Below are 17,343 nucleotides of genomic sequence, written 5' to 3' on the forward strand. Positions count from 1 at the left end.
GCCATGACCCCCTGGGCCCAGAGCCTGCTCGGCGTCTTCCTCCTGGCCGGGCTCGCCTGGGCGCTCGGCGAGAATCGCCGCCATGCCCGCATCCGGCCGGCGCTCGCGGGCATCGCGCTGCAGTTCGCGCTCGCGGTGCCGCTGCTGTGGGCGCCGGGGGCGCGGGCCGCCTTCGCCGCCATTGCCGACGGCGTGCTGGCCATCCAGGCCGCGACCCGCGCCGGCACGACCCTGGTCTTCGGCTTCCTCGGCGGCGGGCCATTGCCCTACCAGGAGACGGCGCCGGGGGCGACCTTCACGCTCGCCTTCCAGGCATTGCCGATCGTGCTGGTGTTCAGCGCCCTTTCGGCCCTGCTCTTCCACTGGGGCATCGTGCCCTGGGTGGTCCGCACCCTGTCGCGCGGCCTGGGACGGGCGCTGGGGATCGGCGGGGCGGTCTCGGTGTCGACGGCCGCCAACGTCTTCGTCGGCATGGTCGAGGCGCCGCTGCTCGTCCGCCCCTATCTCGCGCGGATGCGCCGGTCGGAACTCTTCATGGTCATGGTCGGCGGCATGGCGAGCATCGCCGGCACCGTCTTCGGCCTCTATGGCGCGATCCTGGCGCCGGTCCTGCCGGAGGCCTTCGGGCATCTCCTCGTCGCCTCGGTCGTCAGCGCGCCCGCCGCCATCACCGTGGCGCGGCTGATGGTGCCCGACGACGGCCCGCCCACCCCCGGCGACCTCGACGGCGTCGAACGCGCCTCGGGCGGGTTCGAGGCGCTGGTGCGCGGCACGGCCGACGGCGTCGGGCTGCTCCTGCAGATCGTGGCGCTGCTGATCGTCATGGTGGCGCTGGTCGCGCTCGCCAACCAGGCGGCCGGCCTGCTGCCGGCGCTGGACGGCCGCCCGCTGACGCTGGAGCGCGCCGCCGGCTGGGTCTTCGCGCCGGTCGCCTGGCTGATGGGGATTCCCTGGGCCGAAGCCCTGGTCGCGGGCGAACTCCTGGGGATCAAGACCGTCCTCAACGAGTTCCTGGCCTATCTCCGCCTGGCGGCGATCCCGGCCGAGGACCTGTCGGAGCGCTCGCGGCTGATCCTGCTCTATGCCCTCTGCGGCTTCGCCAACTTCGCCAGCCTCGGGATCATGGTCGCCGGCCTTGCGGCGATGGCGCCCGGCCGTCGCGCCGACATCGTCGGCCTGGGGCCGCGCTCGATCGTCGCCGGGACGCTCGCCACCTGCATGACCGGAGCCGTCGTCGGCACCTTGATCTGAGACGGCCGCCGACGGCGACGGTACCCCCGGAGCCGGTGACCGGCTCCGGGGGCGCCCGGCGTCAGATGATGACGAAGTCGCCGGAGTTGTTGCCGGCCGGACCCTCGTTGAACTGGGCCAGCTGGTTGACCGCCGTGATGTTGTTGAAGGTGGCGATCAGCACGGCGTTCGAGGTCGAGACCATCGAGGTGTCGAACCAGATCTCGCCGCGGTTGGTGCTCGAATTGAAGAAGATGTAGAAGCCCGGCTTGTCCGTGTCCGCCGCACCGACCGAGAGGAAGGTGTCGAACTCGGAGATGCCGGAGTAGCTGTCGCCGGTCGAGATCAGCAGGTTGTCGTTGGCGGTGGCGGCATCGCCGGCGGTGCCCTTGTAGCCGTCGATCGCCGAGACGCCCGAGAAGGCATTGCCGTCGAAGACCATCCGGTCGACGGTGCCGGTGAAGTCCTGGATGACGTCGGAATAGGCGCCGCCCGTGTTCCAGTTCAGGTCGTGGACGAACTGGTCGGCCCCGGCGCCGCCGGTCAGGACGTCCTCGCCGAGCCCGCCGTTCAGGGTGTCGTCGAGGGCACCGCCGATCAGGACGTCGCCGCCCGCTTCGCCGTTCAGCTCATAGGTGCCGTCGGTCTCGCGGCCGGCGTCGAGGATGTCGTAGCCGGCGCCGCCGAAGACGACCATCGACTCGCCCTCGGCGACGTTGCCGTCGGCGAACCGGACATTGTCCTCGCCCTCGCTGAAGAAGACCGTCTCGAAGTTCTGCAGCGACTGGTCGCGCAGCGTCAGGAAGGTGGGCGAGAAGAACGAGATGCGGTCGTCGCCGTCGCCGCCGTCGTTGGCATCGGCCAGCGTCAGCCCGCGGACATATTCGACCGTGTCGTCGCCTTCGCCGCCCTCGACGGTCACGTCCGTGTTCGGCAGCACGCCCTCGAAGGGGACGCCGGAGCTGTCGCCGACGAACACGGAATCGTCGCCGTCGCCGCCGATCAGCGTCTTGTCGCCGACCGAGCCGTCGAGAAGGCCGATGGTGTCGTCGTCACTGCCGCCGTCGAACGTGTCGGCACCCAGGTTCTGGCCGAAGATGCTGTCGTTTCCGGCTTCCCCGAAGACCTGGATGTCGCCGGCGTTGGCCTCCAGCGCCGCCTCGTCGTTGCCGTCGCCGAGATGGACGATATGGTCGCCGGTGGTCGAAACGATCGTCACCCGGTCCTGCAGCTTGTCCATGTAGATGAGCTTGTCGCCGGTGTCGCTGTCCCCGACCGCCACCGTGTCGTTGCCGTTGCCGGCGAAGACCGTGTCGTTGCCGATATCGGGGTCGATGACGTCGTTGCCGGCGCCGCCATAGAGGATGTCGTTGCCCGACCCGCCGTTGATCTGGTCGTTGCCGAGGTCGCCCGCGACGTTGTCGTTGCCGGCGGCGCCGTTCAGCGTGTCGCTCTCCTGGCCGCCATAGACCGAATCGTTGCCGGCCCCGGCGACGATGCTGTCGGCCCCGGTGTTGCCGTAGACGCGGTCGTTGCCGTCGCCGGTCGCGATCGTGTCGGCGCCGCCGAAGCCCCAGACCTGGACCGCCTGGGTGGTGCTGGAGAGGACGGTGACGTCGTTGCCGGCATCGTCGAGCAGGGTGTCGGTCATCCGGTCGCCGACCCACAGCTGGCCGCCGTTCGACAGCACGATGTTGGAGCTGACCGGCGAGGCGTCGGCGCCGCCGATCTGCCGCGCCAGCATGTTCGGAATGTAGGCGTACCGCACCTCGCCCGCCGGCAGCGGCGCTCCGGTCGCGTCGCGCGTCTTGACGATGGCGAGGTCGGTCCCGTTCTCGACGATGTCGAACTGGCTGGCCTGGAGACCCGGGTCGGAGATCTGCAGCACGTCCGACCGGAAGTCGAACGACTGCCCCATGATCTTGAGATCGAGATTCGTCGACCCGTTCCAACTGAAGATTGCCATGATCGCTTCCTTGTCTGCTCGCGGTTCTTGCGGGCGAGCCCGGACGCACCGGCGCGAGGGCGGCCGGCCGGCGGGGTGGACCAGGTCCCCGCCCCGGGGCTCACGGGGCGAACCGCGGGCGGGGGGATTGGTTCCCGCCCGGAGACCGGAAATCGACGCCGATCCGGAGCTTCGGAATCGGCCCCCGGACCGCGCCGCTTTCCGGTAGAATGAAATCGGCTGCAACCGGACGGGTCAGGGGCAATGAGCGGATTCTCGATCTTCGTCCTGGTCGTCCTGGTGCTGGCGATCCTGCTCGTCGTCATGGGCGTGAAGTCGGTGCCCCAGGGCCGCGAGTACACGGTCGAGCGGTTCGGCCGCTACACGCGAACCCTCAAGCCCGGCCTCAACCTGATCGTTCCCTTCGTCGACCGCGTCGGCGCCAAGCTGTCGATGATGGAGACGGTGCTGGACGTGCCGCAGCAGGACGTCATCACCCGCGACAACGCGCTCGTCACGGTCGACGGCGTCGTCTTCTTCCAGGTGCTCGACGCGGCGCGGGCCGCCTACGAGGTCTCGCACCTGGAGAACGCCATCCTCAACCTGACCATGACCAACGTGCGCACCGTCATGGGCTCGATGGACCTCGACGAGCTGCTCTCCCAGCGCGACAAGATCAACGCCCAGCTCCTGGTGGTGGTCGACGAGGCGACCACCAGCTGGGGCGTCAAGGTCACCCGCATCGAGATCAAGGACATCTCGCCGCCGCGCGACCTCGTCGACAGCATGGGCCGCCAGATGAAGGCCGAGCGCGACAAGCGCGCCGCCGTGCTGGAGGCGGAGGGCCTCCGGCAGGCGGCGATCCTCCGGGCCGAGGGCGAGAAGCAGGCCACCATCCTCGCCGCCGAGGGGCGCCGCGAGGCGGCCTTCCGCGATGCCGAGGCCCGCGAGCGCGAGGCCGAGGCGGAGGCGCGCGCGACCGCCGCCGTGTCGCAGGCGATCGCCGCCGGCAGCCTCCAGGCCGTCAACTATTTCGTCGCCCAGCGCTACATCCAGGCGCTGGAGAAACTGGCCTCGGCGCCGAACCAGAAGGTGCTGATGCTGCCGGTCGAGGCGGCGAACGTGATCGGGGCGATCGGCGGCGTCGCCGATCTGGCGCGCGAGGCCCTGGCGCCGTCGAAGCCTTCCGGACCGCCGCCGGCCTGATCGGCGAACGCGGGGCGCCCGGCATGGACGGCATCCTCTTCTGGCACTGGCTCAGCCTCGGCGCCGTCCTGGTCGCGGTCGAGATCCTGGCGCCCGGCGTCTACTTCCTCTGGCTCGGCATCGCCGCCCTCCTCGTCGGCGGGGTGTCCTGGTTCTGGCCGGACCTCCACTGGCAGTACCAGGTCCTCCTCTTCGCCGTCTTCTGCGTCACCGACGTGGCGCTGTCGCGACGCTGGATGCGGCCCCGGCCGGAGGGGACGGACCAGCCGCACCTGAACCGCCGCGGCGAGCAGTATGTCGGGCGGCTCCTGACCCTCGACCGTCCGATCGTCGACGGGGTCGGCCGCGTCCATGTCGAGGACACGATGTGGCGGGTGACCGGCCCCGACCTGCCCGCGGGCGCGCGCGTCCGGGTGGTCGGCGTCGACGGCGCCACGCTCCGGGTCGACGCCGCCTGACCGGGCGGCGGGCGGTCGGGATGGCGAAGGAACGGTTCTCGGCCGCCGAGGCGCGCCGCATCGCGCTCGCGGCCCAGGGCTTCGCCGAGGCGCGGCCCGCGGGCGCCGTCGACGCGCGCCATGTGCGCCGGGTGCTGGAGCGCGTCGGCGTGTTCCAGATCGATTCCGTGAACGTGCTGGTGCGCTCGCACTACCTGCCGCTGCATGCGCGGCTCGGCGGCTATGCCACCGCGCTGCTCGACCGGCTGGCCTACGACCGGCGGCGCACCCTCTTCGAATACTGGGGGCACGAAGCCTCGCTGATGCCGCTGGCGCTGCAGCCGCTGATGCGCTGGCGGATGGAGCGGGCCTGGCGCGGGCAGGGCCTCTATGGCGGGCTCGCCCGCTTCGGGCAGGAGCGGGCCGACTATGTCCGGCGGGTGCTGGCGGAGGTCGCCGACCGCGGGCCGCTGACCGCCGGCGAGCTCTCGGACGGCAGCCGCGGCGAGGGCGGCTGGTGGGGCTGGAGCGACGGCAAGCAGGCGCTGGAGTTCCTGTTCTGGGCGGGCCGCGTCACGACCGCCAGCCGGCGCCATTTCGAGCGCGTCTACGACCTGCCGGAGCGGGTGCTGCCGCGGGACGTGCTGGCGGCGGAGACGCCGCCCGAGGCCGAGGCCCAGCGCCGCCTGCTCCGCCTCTCGGCGCGGGCGCTCGGCATCGCGACCGAGCGCGACCTCCGGGACTATTTCCGCCTGCCGGTCGTCGACACCCGGGAGCGCCTCGCCGAACTGGTGGAGGCGGGCGAGCTGCGGCCGGTCGCCGTCGAGGGCTGGGAACGCCCGGCCTTCCTCGACCCGTCGGCCCGCCTGCCGCGGCGCATTGCGGCGGCGGCGCTGCTGTCGCCGTTCGACTCCCTGATCTGGGAACGCGACCGGACCTTGCGCCTGTTCGGTTTCCACTACCGGCTCGCGTTCTACACTCCGGCCGAGCGGCGCACGCACGGCTACTACGTGCTGCCGTTCCTCATGGGCGACCGGCTGGTCGGCCGCGTCGACCTCAAGGCCGACCGTGCCGGGCGCCGGCTTCTCGTGCTGGCCGCCCATGCCGAGCCGGGCGCCGATCCGGCCGCGATCGCGCCGGCCCTCCATGGCGAGCTCGCGGGTCTGGCGCGCTGGCTCGGCCTCGACGATGTCGCGGTCGCACCGCAGGGCGATCTCGCGCCGGCGCTGCTGCGGATCGGATGAACGCGATGGGCAATGCGCTGGTGCCGGAGCTCTATTGCAGCGACATCGGCCGCAGCCTCGCCTTCTATACCGGAGTGCTGGGCTTCGCCATGCGCTACGCCCGGCCGGAGGAGGGGTTCGCCTATCTCGAGCGCGAGGGGGCGGAGCTGATGCTGGACGCCCTCCATCCGCCCGACCCGACGAACCGGACCTGGCTGGCGGGCCCGCTCGAGCCGCCCTTCGGGCGCGGCATCAACCTGCAGATCCGGGTGTCGGACGCCGACGCGCTGCACGCCGCGGCCGTCGCCGGCGGCGCGCGCATCTTCCTGGCGATGGAGGAGCGCTGGTACCGCGCCGGCACCCGCGAGGTCGGCAACCGGCAGTTCATCCTGCTCGATCCGGACGGCTACCTGCTGCGCTTCTTCCAGGATCTCGGCGACCGTCCCTCGGTCCGCCCGGGCGGCTGACTCAGCTCGTCGGCGGCCGGATCATGGCCGCCCCCAGGATCGGGCCGGTGCCCTTCTTCTGGACGAGGACGGCCGCCCCCCGGTTCGCGGCGAGGGCGTCGCTGGTGTAGGTGAGCTGCAGCGGCTGGCCGAGCCACTTGCCGATCGGCATCACGCTGTGCACGACGTGGGCATTGACCATCGAGCGGCCGGAATTCTCGCCGCGCTCGACCTTGGTGACCTGGGTGCGGTCGAAGACCACCAGCCAGACGACCGCCGGCTCGGCATCCTCGCGGCCCGGTACCGTCACCGTGATCGTGGTCCCCTTCTGCACCAGCCCGACCGGCAGGCGCGGACGCTCCGCCGCCGCCTCGATCAGGCGCTCGACCGCCTCGCGCTCGTTGCCGATCGCTTGGCTCCGGCCGTCGACCACCATCTGCGGCGTATAGACGTAGCGCAGCCCCATGGCGTGCTTGTAGGCGCGCTGGCGCGCCGAGTTGTCGGCCCGGCTGAACGGGTCGGTCCAGCCCATGTAGTTCCAGTAGTCGACATGGAACGACAGGGCGATGACGTCGCCGCGGCCGGCGAGCTCGGCCAGGAACTTGTCCGCCGCCGGGCAGGACGAGCAGCCCTGCGAGGTGAAGAGCTCGACGACGACGGGCCCCCGGTCGGCCGCCCCGGCGGCGAGCGGCACGCTGCCGGCCGCCAGGGCGGCGGCCGCTGCGATCGAGCGGAGGAGATGGCGGCGGGTGACCATGCGGGGCACCTTACGCCGGTCTTGACCGGCTATCGACTCAACCCCGCATCACGTCCGCGTGACGCCTTCGTGCGTCACGCGGGCATCGGCGGCCGGTCGCCCGGACGGGGGGTCCGGGGCGGCCGGCCGAACGATCGAGGGACGGCGATCAGGCGGCGTCCTTCAGCATCCCGCGCAGCACGTACTGCAGGATGCCGCCATGGCGGTAGTATTCGAGCTCGTCCAGGGTGTCGATCCGGCACAGGAGCTGGACGGTCTCGGTGCGGCCGTCGGCGCGATGGATGTGGCAGGTGACGTCCATCCGCGGCTTGATGCCGGCGGCGACGCCGACGATGTCGAACGTTTCGCTGCCGTCGAGCCCGAGCGTCTTGCGGGTGACGCCCTCCTTGAACTGCAGCGGCAGCACGCCCATCCCGACCAGGTTCGAGCGGTGGATGCGCTCGAAGCTCTCGACGATCACGGCCCGCACGCCGAGCAGCCGCGTGCCCTTCGCCGCCCAGTCGCGCGACGAGCCGGTGCCGTACTCCTTGCCGGCGACGATGACGAGCGGCACGCCCTCCGCCTGGTAGCGCATGGCCGCGTCGTAGATCGGCATGACCTCGCCCGACGGCAGGTGCCGGGTGACGCCACCCTCGGTCCCGGGCGCCATCTCGTTTCGGATGCGGATGTTGGCGAAGGTGCCCCGCATCATGACCTCGTGGTTCCCGCGGCGGGCGCCGTAGGAATTGAAGTCGTTGGGGCGCACCTGGTAGCCGAGCAGGTACTCGCCGGCCGGGCTCGCCTTGCGGATGTTGCCGGCGGGCGAGATGTGGTCGGTCGTGATGCTGTCGGCCAGCACCGCCAGCGGCCGGGCGCCGACGATGTCGGTAACCGGCGCCGGGGTCTTCGGCATGTCGACGAAGTAGGGCGGCGACTTGACGTAGGTCGAGCCGTCGTCCCAGCGATAGGTCTGGCCCTCGGCGGTCGCGATCGTGCGCCACTCGGCCGGGCCCTCGAAGACGTTGCCGTAGCGGCCGGTGAACATCTTCGGCGTCAGCGCCTTCTCGATGGTCGCCGCGACCTCGGCCGAAGTCGGCCAGATGTCGCGCAGATAGACCGGCTGGCCGTCGCTGCCGGTGCCGAGCGGCTCCGTCGCGAGGTCGACCTTCATCGAGCCGGCGAGCGCGTAGGCGACGACGAGGGGCGGCGAGGCGAGGTAGTTCGCCTTCACCTGCGGATGGACGCGGCCCTCGAAGTTGCGGTTGCCGGAGAGGACGGCGGCGACCGTCAGGTCGCCCTCGTCGACGGCGGCCGCCACCGGCTCCGGCAGCGGGCCGGAATTGCCGATGCAGGTGGTGCAGCCGTAGCCGACGAGCTGGAAGCCCATGGCGTCGAGATCGACCTGGAGACCGGCCGCCGCGAGATAGTCGGTGACGACCTGGCTGCCGGGGGCGAGCGAGGTCTTGACCCACGGCTTGGTCTTGAGGCCGCGCGCGCGGGCGTTGCGCGCCACCAGCCCGGCCGCCACCAGCACCGACGGGTTCGAGGTGTTGGTGCAGCTGGTGATGGCCGCGATCACCACGTCGCCCTGCTTGACCGCGAAGTTCTGGCCGGGCGCCGCGACTTCCTTGTTCAGGACGCCCGGCTCCTCGCTGCCGACGAACTTCGGCAGCTCGGCCGCGAAGGCGGCCGCCGCCTGGGACAGCGGCACCCGGTCCTGCGGCCGGCGCGGGCCGGCCAGCGACGGCTCGACCGTCGAGAGGTCGAGGCCGAGCGTGCTGGTGAACTCGGGATCGGGCGTGTCGGCGTCGCGCCACATGCCCTGCGCCTTGGCGTAGGCCTCGACCAGCGCGACGCGGTCGGCGTCGCGGCCGGTGAAGGAGAGGTAGCGGAGCGTCTCGCGGTCGATCGGGAAGAAGCCGCAGGTGGCGCCGTACTCGGGCGCCATGTTGGCGATGGTCGCCCGGTCGGCGAGCGGCAGGTGGTCGAGGCCGGGCCCGTAGAACTCGACGAACTTGTTGACCACCCCGTGCTTGCGCAGCATCTGCGTCACGGTGAGCACGAGGTCGGTCGCGGTCATGCCCTCGCGCAGGCGCCCGGTCAGCTTGAATCCGACCACCTCGGGGATCAGCATCGACACCGGCTGGCCCAGCATCGCCGCCTCGGCTTCGATGCCGCCGACGCCCCAGCCCAGCACGGCCAGGCCGTTGACCATCGTCGTGTGGCTGTCGGTGCCGACCAGCGTGTCGGGATAGGCGACCGTGCGGCCGTCCTCGCTGTTGGTCCACACCGTCTGCGACAGGTATTCCAGGTTCACCTGGTGGCAGATGCCGGTGCCCGGCGGCACCACCCGGAAGTTGCGGAACGCCGTCTGGCCCCAGCGCAGGAAGGCATAGCGCTCGCGGTTGCGGTCGAACTCCAGCCCGACATTGTCGCCGAACGCCTTGGCCGAACCGAATTCGTCGACCATCACCGAATGGTCGATGACGAGGTCGACCGGCGACAGCGGATTGATCTTCTGCGGGTCGCCGCCCAGCTTCTCCATCGCCTCGCGCATGGCGGCGAGGTCGACGACGGCGGGGACGCCGGTGAAATCCTGCATCAGGACGCGCGCCGGCCGGTAGGCGATCTCGCGGTCCGAGCGGCGCTGGGCGAGCCAGGCGCCCATCGCCTTGACGTCGTCGACGGTGACCGTGCGCCCGTCCTCGTAGCGCAGCAGGTTCTCCAGCAGGACCTTGAGCGAGTAGGGCAGGCGCGTGATGTCGCCGATGGTGGCGGCCGCGGCCGGCAGGCTGAAGTAGTCGTAGCTCTTGCCTCGGACTTCGAGAGTCCGGCGCGTCTTCAGGCTGTCGGTACCGGGCACGGGTGGTCTCCTCGCGGGGGGCGGATGGCAGGGGCCGCCGCACGGGAGGGGCGGCTCGGCGGTGCCTATAGATATCCATCCGTCCCGGGAAGTCCAGCCCGGCGGGTCCGGCCGGCGGGACGCCGGCCGGGCTAAGGCAGGCGTCGGATCAGTGGCCGTTCCAGTCGCGCTTCTCGCGCGCGATGCGCCGGTGCTGGCGATCCTGCGCGGCCTCGATCCGGGCCCGCTCGTGCGGTGTCAGGTAGCCGTCCCGGAGCGCCCGGTGCTCCATCCGGTCGATCCGGCGCTGCGCGCGGTCGAGCTTCCAGGCCTCCTCGGCCGACAGCGCGCCCGAGCGATAGCCCTGCTCGATGCGGCGCTCCTGGTTGTACTGGCGCCGGTCGATCTGGGGCGTGCTCTGGGCGAAGGCCGGAGCGGCGAGGGCGGCCAGCACGGCCGCGGCGACGAGAGTCCGCATGGCGGGTCTCCTTTCGAGGTCGGTATTCGTCACTGACCTCGACAACCGCCGCGATCCGCCGCCGGTTCCGGCCTATGCCGAATAGACGAGCACCCCGTCCGCCCGCCGCTCGCGCCCGATGCGGCCGCGCTGGTGCAGGTAGGCGAGGTGGGCGATGGCCTCGCCGATGGCAAAGCCGAGCTGGTGCAGGTCGAGCTGGCGGCGGAACAGCACCGGCAGGATCTCCGCCGCCGGGCGCGGCCGGTCGAGCGCCCGGATGACGTCGGCCAGCCGCTCGTCGTGGTGGTCCTTGAGCGCCCGGATGCGGGAATGCAGCCCGTGGAAGGGCAGCCGGTGCGAAGGCAGGACCAGCGTCTCGGCCGGCAGGTCGAAGAACTGCTCGAGACAGCCGAGATACTCGCCGAGCGGGTCGGCCTCGGGCTGCGACGGCCAGACGCTGACGTTGGGGGTGATCTTCGGCAGCACGATGTCGCCCGAGATCAGCACCCCCGCCTCGCGGGAGAAGAGGCAGGCATGTTCGGGTGCGTGGCCACGGCCGACGACGACCTCCCACTCGCGCCCGCCGATGGCGATGCGCTCGCCCGCCTGGATGCGCCGGAAGACCGACGGCACCGGGGCGACGCGCGTGCGGTAGGGCTCGCCGCGGTCGGCGAACTGGGCGAGCCAGTCCTCGCCGAGGCCGTGGGTGCGGTAGAACTCGGTCCGCCGGCCGTGGATGTGGTTGCGCTCGTCGACGGACAGCGCCTGGGCCATCAGCCACTCGGTCTGGGTCATCCACAGCTCGGCGCCGAGCTCGGCGCAGAGCCAGCCCGCCAGCCCGACATGGTCGGGGTGGAAATGGGTGACGATCACCCGGCGGACGCCGCGCGGGCCCTTCAGCGCCTTGGCGGCGAAGTGGCGGGCCCAGAGCTCGCGCGTCTCGTCCCGGGCGATGCCGCAGTCGACGATGGTCCAGCCGTCGCCGTCCTCGAGCAGCCACAGGTTGATGTGGTCGAGGGCGAACGGCAGCGGCATCCGGAGCCAGTGGATGCCGGGCGCCACCTCGATCGTGGTGCCGCCCTCGGGGGCCGCGTCGTGGGGGAAGACGAGGGGGGCGGAATCGGGCGCCATCGGGGTCAGCCTCGCGGCAGATTGCGGATGAAACGGGTCATGACGGCGAGCACCTCGTCGCGCCGGTCGCGGTGCGGGCTGTGGCCGCAGTCGGGCAGCATCAGCGTCTCGGCCGGGCCGGCGACGCGCTCGGCGATGGCGTCGAGCTGCTTCCGGGTGCCGTACTGGTCGCCCTCGCCCTGGATGACGATGACGGGGCAGCGGACGAGCGGCAGCCGGTCGAGGCAGTTCCAGCCCCGGAACTCGGGCGTCTGCCAGGTGTCGTGCCAGCCGTGGAAGACGCCGTCCGTCTGGTCGCCGTGATGGCGCAGCAGCCGGTCGCGCAGGCCGCCGCGATAGATCGGCAGCGCCTCGCGGATGCCGGCCAGCGTCTCCTCCTCGACGAAGACGTGCGGCGCCTCGGCGACGACGCCCAGGACCCCCTGCCCGGCGGCGCTGCCGGCATGCATGAGCGCGATGGTGGCGCCGTCGCTGTGGCCGACCAGGATCGGCCGCGCGATGCCGAGGGCGGCGAGGATTCCGGGCAGCTCGACATCGGCCTCGCGGTCGAGATAGTCGGCGGGCAGCGGCAGTCGGCGCGGGTCCGAGCGGCCGAAGCCGCGCCGGCTGTAGGCCATGGCGGGCAGGCCGGTCGCCGCCGCCAGCGCCGCCGGGAAGTCGCGCCAGAGGCCGGCCGATCCCAGCGCCTCGTGGAGGAAGACGAGGACCGGCCCCTCGGGGGAAGGGGTGCCGTGCCAGACATATTCGAGGCGATGGTCATCGACCCGGACCGCCTCGAACGGCGGGTCGATCTTCTGGGCGGAATCCATGGATCGCCGGCAGACTACCCGGAAGGTTGGCGGGGGTCCACCCGGGGGGGGCGCCCGCGCCCGATCCGGGGCGCGAAATCCCCCGGCTTGCATCGGAAGGCCCGGACACGCATGATCCGCGGCCTTTCCGGACAGGCATCACGATGAGCAACGTCAACACCTTTCGGGCCGGGCCCGACGAGCGTGGGCACTTCGGCCCCTATGGCGGCCGCTACGTCGCCGAAACGCTGATGCCGCTGATCCTCGAGGTCGAGCAGGCCTATGCCGCCGCCAAGGCGGACCCGGCCTTCCGCGCCGAGATGGACCATTATCTCGCGCACTATGTCGGCCGGCCGAGCCCGCTCTACTTCGCCCAGCGCCTGACCGAGCATCTCGGCGGCGCCAAGGTCTACTTCAAGCGCGACGAGCTGAACCATACCGGCGCGCACAAGATCAACAACTGCCTGGGCCAGGTCATGCTGGCCCGCCGCATGGGCAAGAAGCGGATCATCGCCGAGACCGGGGCCGGCCAGCACGGCGTCGCCACGGCGACCATCGCCGCCCTCTTCGGCATGCCGTGCTCGGTCTACATGGGCGCGACCGACATCGAGCGGCAGAAGCCCAATGTCTTCCGCATGCGCCTGCTGGGCGCCGAGGTGGTCCCGGTGACGTCCGGCGCCGGCACCCTCAAGGACGCGATGAACGACGCGCTCCGGGCCTGGGTGGCGCAGGTCGAGGACACCTTCTACTGCATCGGCACGGTCGCCGGCCCGCATCCCTATCCGGCCATGGTCCGCGACTTCCAGTCGGTGATCGGCGAGGAGGTGCGCCAGCAGATCATGGCCGCCGAGGGCCGGCTGCCCGACACGCTGGTCGCCTGCATCGGCGGCGGTTCGAACGCGATGGGTCTCTTCTATCCCTTCCTCGACGAGCCGTCGGTGGCGATGACCGCGGTCGAGGCGGCCGGGCACGGCATCGAGACCGGGCAGCATGCGGCCTCGCTGACCGGCGGCCGCCTCGGCGTGCTGCACGGCAACGCCACCTACCTCCTGCAGGATGCCGACGGGCAGATCCAGGAGGCGCACTCGATCTCGGCCGGGCTCGACTATCCCGGCATCGGCCCGGAGCATTCCTGGCTGCACGACATGAAGCGGGTGACCTACGTCTCGGCGACCGACCGGGAGGCGCTCGACGCCTTCCAGCTCTGCGCCCGCCTGGAGGGCATCCTGCCGGCGCTCGAGCCCTCGCACGCCCTGGCCCAGGTGCGCAAGATGGCGCCGACGCTGCCGAAGGACCACCTGCTGGTCATGAACATGTGCGGCCGCGGCGACAAGGACGTCTTCACCGTCGCCGCCGCGCTCGGCATGGACATCTGACGAGGAACCGACCGCGATGAACCAGGGTCGCATCGCCCGCCGCTTCGCCGCGCTCGCCCGCGAGGGCCGCGCCGGTCTCGTCACCTTCGTCACCGCCGGCGATCCCGATCTCGCGACGGCTGCCGCCATCCTGGCGCGCCTGCCGGCCGCGGGGGCCGACGTCATCGAACTCGGCATGCCGTTCTCGGACCCGATGGCGGACGGCCCGGCGGTGCAGGCGGCGGGCCTGCGCGCCCTCAGGGCAGGCCAGACCATGGTCAAGACGCTGGCCCTGGTCCGCGACTTCCGGGTCCGCGACGAGGACACGCCGATCGTCCTCATGGGCTACTACAACCCGATCCTGCAGTACGGGCCGGAGCGCTTCTGCCGCGACGCCAGGGCGGCCGGGGTCGACGGCCTCATCATCGTCGACCTGCCCCCCGAGGAGGCGGAGCCGCTGGCGGTGCCGGCCGCCGCCGAGGGCATCGACCTCATCCGTCTCGTCGCGCCGACGACGCCCGAGGCGCGGGTGCCCAAGGTGCTCGAGGGCGCCAGCGGCTTCGTCTATGCCGTCTCGATCACCGGCGTCACCGGCACCGCTTCGGCGGCCGAGGCGCAGGTGGCGGCGCTGGTCGCCCGCATCCGCCGCCACACCGCGCTCCCGGTCGCGGTCGGCTTCGGCATCAACACGCCCGCCCAGGCGACGGTCACGGCCCGAATCGCCGACGGGGTCGTCGTCGGCTCGGCCATCGTCCGCCGGGTCGAGCAGGCGATCGCCGCCGACGGCACGGTGGCGCCCGACGTCGTCGACCGCGTGGCAGGCTTCGTGGCGGAGCTCGCCGCCGGGGTCCGGCAGGCCGAGCGGGCGGTCGTGTCGTGAACTGGCTCACCAACTTCGTCCGCCCGAAGATCCGGGCGCTGGTCCGCAAGGCGGACGTGCCCGACAATCTCTGGCACAAGTGCCCGGCCTGCGGGCAGATGATCTTCCATCGCGAGCTCGAGGCGAACCTCCACGTCTGCCACCATTGCGGACATCATCTCCGGATCGGCGCCCGCCGCCGCTTCGCGATGCTGTTCGACGACGCCACCTACCACGAGATCGAGCTGCCGAAGACGCCGGCCGATCCCCTGAAGTTCCGCGACGTGAAGCGCTATTCGGACCGGCTGCGCGAGGCGCAGGGCCGCCACCAGGCGGACGACGCGGTCAAGGTGGCGCATGGCCGGCTCGGCGGCGCCAACGCCGTCGTCGCCTGCTTCGAGTTCGACTTCATGGGCGGCTCGATGGGCGTCGCCGTCGGCGAGGGACTGGTCGCGGCCGCGCGGCTCGCGGTCCTCCAGCAGGCGCCGCTCATCGTTGTCCCGGCCTCGGGCGGGGCGCGCATGCAGGAGGGCATCCTCTCCCTGATGCAGATGGCGCGCACCACCATCGCCATCGAGGAGGTGAAGTCGGCGGGCCTGCCCTATCTCGTCGTCCTCGCCGACCCGACGACGGGCGGCGTCACCGCCTCCTTCGCCATGCTGGGCGACATCACCGTGGCCGAGCCCGGCGCCGTCATCGGTTTCGCCGGCGCGCGCGTCATCGAGGAGACGATCCGCGAGAAGCTGCCGGAAGGCTTCCAGCGCGCGGAGTACCTGCTCGAACACGGCATGGTCGACATGGTGGTGCCGCGGCGCGAGCTGCGGCAGACGCTGATCCGCGTCCTCGACCTGCTGCACCGGCGGCAGCCGCCGGCCGAGGTGCTGCCGCCGCAGCCGGTCCTGGTCGGCCACGACGCCGCTCCGACCGCACTGCCGGCCGCCGAGGAGCGCCCCTCGGCGCCCTGAACCCGGGGCGTCTCGACCCCGCCGACCGTCCTGCCGCCGGAGGCGCCGCTTGAGCGTCGAAGCCGTCCTCGCCCGCCTGCTGGCCCTGCATCCGCGGGTCATCGACCTGTCGCTCGGCCGCATCCGCCGCCTGCTCGACGTCCTGGGGCGGCCGCACGAGACCCTGCCGCCGGTCTTCCACGTCACCGGCACCAACGGCAAGGGCTCGACCTGTGCCTATCTCCGGGCGGTCCTGGAGGCGTCGGGGCGGCGGGTCCATGTCTTCACCTCGCCGCACCTCGTCCGCTTCAACGAGCGCATCCGGCTCGCCGGGGAACTGATCTCCGACGACGCCCTGGTCGCGCTGCTGGAGGAGGTGGAGGCGGCCAACGCGGGCGAGCCCATCACCTTCTTCGAGATCGTCGGCGCCGCCGCCTTCCTGGCCTTCACCCGGGTGCCGGCGGATGCGCTGGTGCTCGAGGTCGGCATGGGCGGGCGGCTCGACGCGACCAACGTCGTGGCGAAGACCGCGGCCAGCATCGTCACGCCGGTATCGCTCGACCACATGGCCTTCCTCGGGGACACGGTGGCGGCGATCGCGCGCGAGAAGGCGGGCATCCTGAAGCCCGGCTGCCCCGGGATCATCGGACCGCAGACCGCCGAGGCGGCGGCGGTGATCGAGCGCCATGCCGCCGCGGTGGGCGCGCCGCTGCGGCGCTTCGGCCGGGAATGGTCGGTCGCGCCGACCGCCGCCGGGCTGCGCTACGAGGGGCGGCACTGGCGGCTCGACCTGCCGGCGCCGGGCCTGCTCGGCCGGCACCAGTACGACAATGCCGGCGGCGCGCTGGCGGCGCTGGAGGCGTTCGATCCCGGCCTCGCGCCGGCGGCGCTGGCGGCCGGGATCGCCCATGTCGAGTGGCCCGCACGGCTGCAGCGGCTCCGCCGCGGCCCGCTCGCGGCCGCCCTGCCGCCCGGCTCGGAGCTGTGGCTCGACGGCGGCCACAACGTCGCCTGTGCCGAGGCGGTGGCGGCGGAACTCGCCCGCTGGCCGGCGATGCCGACGCATCTCGTCTTCGCCATGCTCGACAACCGCGACCCCCGGGCCTTCCTGCGGGTGCTGGCGCCGTTCGCGGCGAGCCTGGAGGCGGTGGCGATCCCGGGCGAGCACAAGAGCTGGAGCGCCGCCGACGCCGCGGCGGCGGGCGCGGCGGTCGGCATTCCGTCCGCGCCGGCCGCCGACGCCGCCGCCGCGCTGGCCGCGATCGCCGCCCGGTCCGGGGGGCGCCCGGTCCGGGTGCTGATCTGCGGCTCGCTCTATCTGGCCGGGGTGGTGCTGGCGGCCAACGGGTGACTGCCGGCGGCGGGGATCAGATGACGGATTCGACCCACTCGTAGAGCTTCTGCTTCGGCAGGGCACCGATCTTCTGCGCCGCCACCTGGCCGTCCTTGAAGACGATCAGGGTCGGGATGCCGCGCACGCCGTACTTGCGCGGGGTCGCCGGGTTCTCGTCGATGTTGATCTTCGCCACCGTGACGCGGCCCTGCATCTCGGTCGAGAGGTCTTCGAGGAAGGGGCCGATCGCCTTGCAGGGGCCGCACCATTCCGCCCAGAAATCGACCAGGACCGGGCCGGTCGCCTTGAGGACGCTGCTCTCGAACGTGTCGTCGCTGACCTTGGTGGTGGCCATCTTGGGGATACTCCGCGGCGCGGGAAGCGCCGCTCGTGTTGTGGCAGGTCCGCGAA

Annotated in this window: 16 protein-coding genes; 9 read left to right on the forward strand and 7 right to left on the reverse strand. The window is 71.9% G+C overall.

Annotated elements, in window-relative coordinates; translation table 11 throughout:
- Positions 1-3 precede the first annotated feature (3 nt).
- Positions 4-1,251 carry a NupC/NupG family nucleoside CNT transporter gene (locus tag ACE3Q3_RS06420; RefSeq protein WP_374443661.1) on the forward strand — a complete coding sequence of 416 codons (1,248 nt, stop codon included), beginning with the start codon at positions 4-6 and terminating at the stop codon, positions 1,249-1,251.
- Between the two features lie 61 nt (positions 1,252-1,312).
- Here the strand turns inward: ACE3Q3_RS06420 and ACE3Q3_RS06425 are convergent, their stop codons facing one another.
- Positions 1,313-3,196 (reverse strand): calcium-binding protein, encoded by a 1,884-nt coding sequence (locus ACE3Q3_RS06425; RefSeq protein WP_374443663.1) that lies wholly within the window; start codon positions 3,194-3,196, stop codon positions 1,313-1,315.
- A gap of 243 nt (positions 3,197-3,439) precedes the next feature.
- Between ACE3Q3_RS06425 and ACE3Q3_RS06430 the strand changes: the two genes are divergently transcribed.
- From ACE3Q3_RS06430 to ACE3Q3_RS06445, 4 genes are read left to right on the forward strand one after another with little or no spacing between them, the layout of a single operon-like run.
- Positions 3,440-4,381: an SPFH domain-containing protein gene (locus ACE3Q3_RS06430; protein WP_374443665.1), complete on the forward strand. Its 942-nt coding sequence runs from the start codon at positions 3,440-3,442 to the stop codon at positions 4,379-4,381.
- Between the two features lie 23 nt (positions 4,382-4,404).
- Entirely contained in the window at positions 4,405-4,839 is a 435-nt protein-coding gene (locus ACE3Q3_RS06435) for an NfeD family protein (RefSeq protein ID WP_374443667.1), read from the forward strand.
- A gap of 20 nt (positions 4,840-4,859) precedes the next feature.
- The gene (locus ACE3Q3_RS06440; RefSeq protein WP_374443669.1) at positions 4,860-6,062 is read left to right on the forward strand and encodes a winged helix-turn-helix domain-containing protein; all 1,203 of its coding nucleotides are present in this window, start codon (positions 4,860-4,862) and stop codon (positions 6,060-6,062) included.
- Positions 6,063-6,067: 5 nt separating this feature from the next.
- Complete coding sequence (locus ACE3Q3_RS06445; RefSeq protein WP_374443671.1) at positions 6,068-6,508, forward strand: bleomycin resistance protein; 441 nt, start codon at positions 6,068-6,070, stop codon at positions 6,506-6,508.
- Between the two features lies 1 nt (position 6,509).
- Here the strand turns inward: ACE3Q3_RS06445 and ACE3Q3_RS06450 are convergent, their stop codons facing one another.
- The 5 genes from ACE3Q3_RS06450 to ACE3Q3_RS06470 form a co-directional block, all read right to left on the reverse strand.
- The gene (locus tag ACE3Q3_RS06450) at positions 6,510-7,244 is read right to left on the reverse strand and encodes a DUF1223 domain-containing protein (RefSeq protein ID WP_374443719.1); all 735 of its coding nucleotides are present in this window, start codon (positions 7,242-7,244) and stop codon (positions 6,510-6,512) included.
- A gap of 148 nt (positions 7,245-7,392) precedes the next feature.
- The gene (gene acnA / locus ACE3Q3_RS06455) at positions 7,393-10,086 is read right to left on the reverse strand and encodes an aconitate hydratase AcnA (protein WP_374443673.1); all 2,694 of its coding nucleotides are present in this window, start codon (positions 10,084-10,086) and stop codon (positions 7,393-7,395) included.
- 148 nt (positions 10,087-10,234) lie between these two features.
- Positions 10,235-10,543, reverse strand: a complete 309-nt coding sequence (locus ACE3Q3_RS06460; protein WP_374443675.1) for a hypothetical protein — start codon at positions 10,541-10,543, stop codon at positions 10,235-10,237.
- 72 nt (positions 10,544-10,615) lie between these two features.
- The gene (locus tag ACE3Q3_RS06465; RefSeq protein WP_374443677.1) at positions 10,616-11,653 is read right to left on the reverse strand and encodes an MBL fold metallo-hydrolase; all 1,038 of its coding nucleotides are present in this window, start codon (positions 11,651-11,653) and stop codon (positions 10,616-10,618) included.
- 5 nt (positions 11,654-11,658) lie between these two features.
- Positions 11,659-12,462, reverse strand: a complete 804-nt coding sequence (locus ACE3Q3_RS06470) for an alpha/beta fold hydrolase (RefSeq protein ID WP_374443679.1) — start codon at positions 12,460-12,462, stop codon at positions 11,659-11,661.
- 143 nt (positions 12,463-12,605) lie between these two features.
- On the opposite strand from ACE3Q3_RS06470, the gene trpB reads away from it, so the two are divergent.
- The 4 genes from trpB to ACE3Q3_RS06490 are packed head-to-tail and all read left to right on the forward strand — an operon-like array spanning position 12,606 to position 16,950.
- Positions 12,606-13,817 carry a tryptophan synthase subunit beta gene (gene trpB, locus ACE3Q3_RS06475; RefSeq protein ID WP_374443681.1) on the forward strand — a complete coding sequence of 404 codons (1,212 nt, stop codon included), beginning with the start codon at positions 12,606-12,608 and terminating at the stop codon, positions 13,815-13,817.
- Positions 13,818-13,833: 16 nt separating this feature from the next.
- Positions 13,834-14,676 carry a tryptophan synthase subunit alpha gene (gene trpA, locus ACE3Q3_RS06480; protein WP_374443683.1) on the forward strand — a complete coding sequence of 281 codons (843 nt, stop codon included), beginning with the start codon at positions 13,834-13,836 and terminating at the stop codon, positions 14,674-14,676.
- Positions 14,673-15,620, forward strand: a complete 948-nt coding sequence (gene accD, locus ACE3Q3_RS06485) for an acetyl-CoA carboxylase, carboxyltransferase subunit beta (RefSeq protein WP_374443685.1) — start codon at positions 14,673-14,675, stop codon at positions 15,618-15,620. Before trpA ends, accD begins: the two co-directional genes overlap by 4 nt.
- A gap of 49 nt (positions 15,621-15,669) precedes the next feature.
- Positions 15,670-16,950, forward strand: a complete 1,281-nt coding sequence (locus tag ACE3Q3_RS06490; protein ID WP_374443687.1) for a folylpolyglutamate synthase/dihydrofolate synthase family protein — start codon at positions 15,670-15,672, stop codon at positions 16,948-16,950.
- A 16-nt stretch (positions 16,951-16,966) separates the two neighbouring features.
- Here ACE3Q3_RS06490 and trxA read toward each other — a convergent pair whose 3' ends face one another.
- The gene (trxA, locus tag ACE3Q3_RS06495; RefSeq protein ID WP_374443689.1) at positions 16,967-17,287 is read right to left on the reverse strand and encodes a thioredoxin TrxA; all 321 of its coding nucleotides are present in this window, start codon (positions 17,285-17,287) and stop codon (positions 16,967-16,969) included.
- Between the last annotated feature and the right edge of the window lie 56 nt (positions 17,288-17,343).

It is taken from the genome of Allostella sp. (assembly GCF_041913585.1).
Classification (GTDB): domain Bacteria; phylum Pseudomonadota; class Alphaproteobacteria; order ATCC43930; family Allostellaceae; genus Allostella.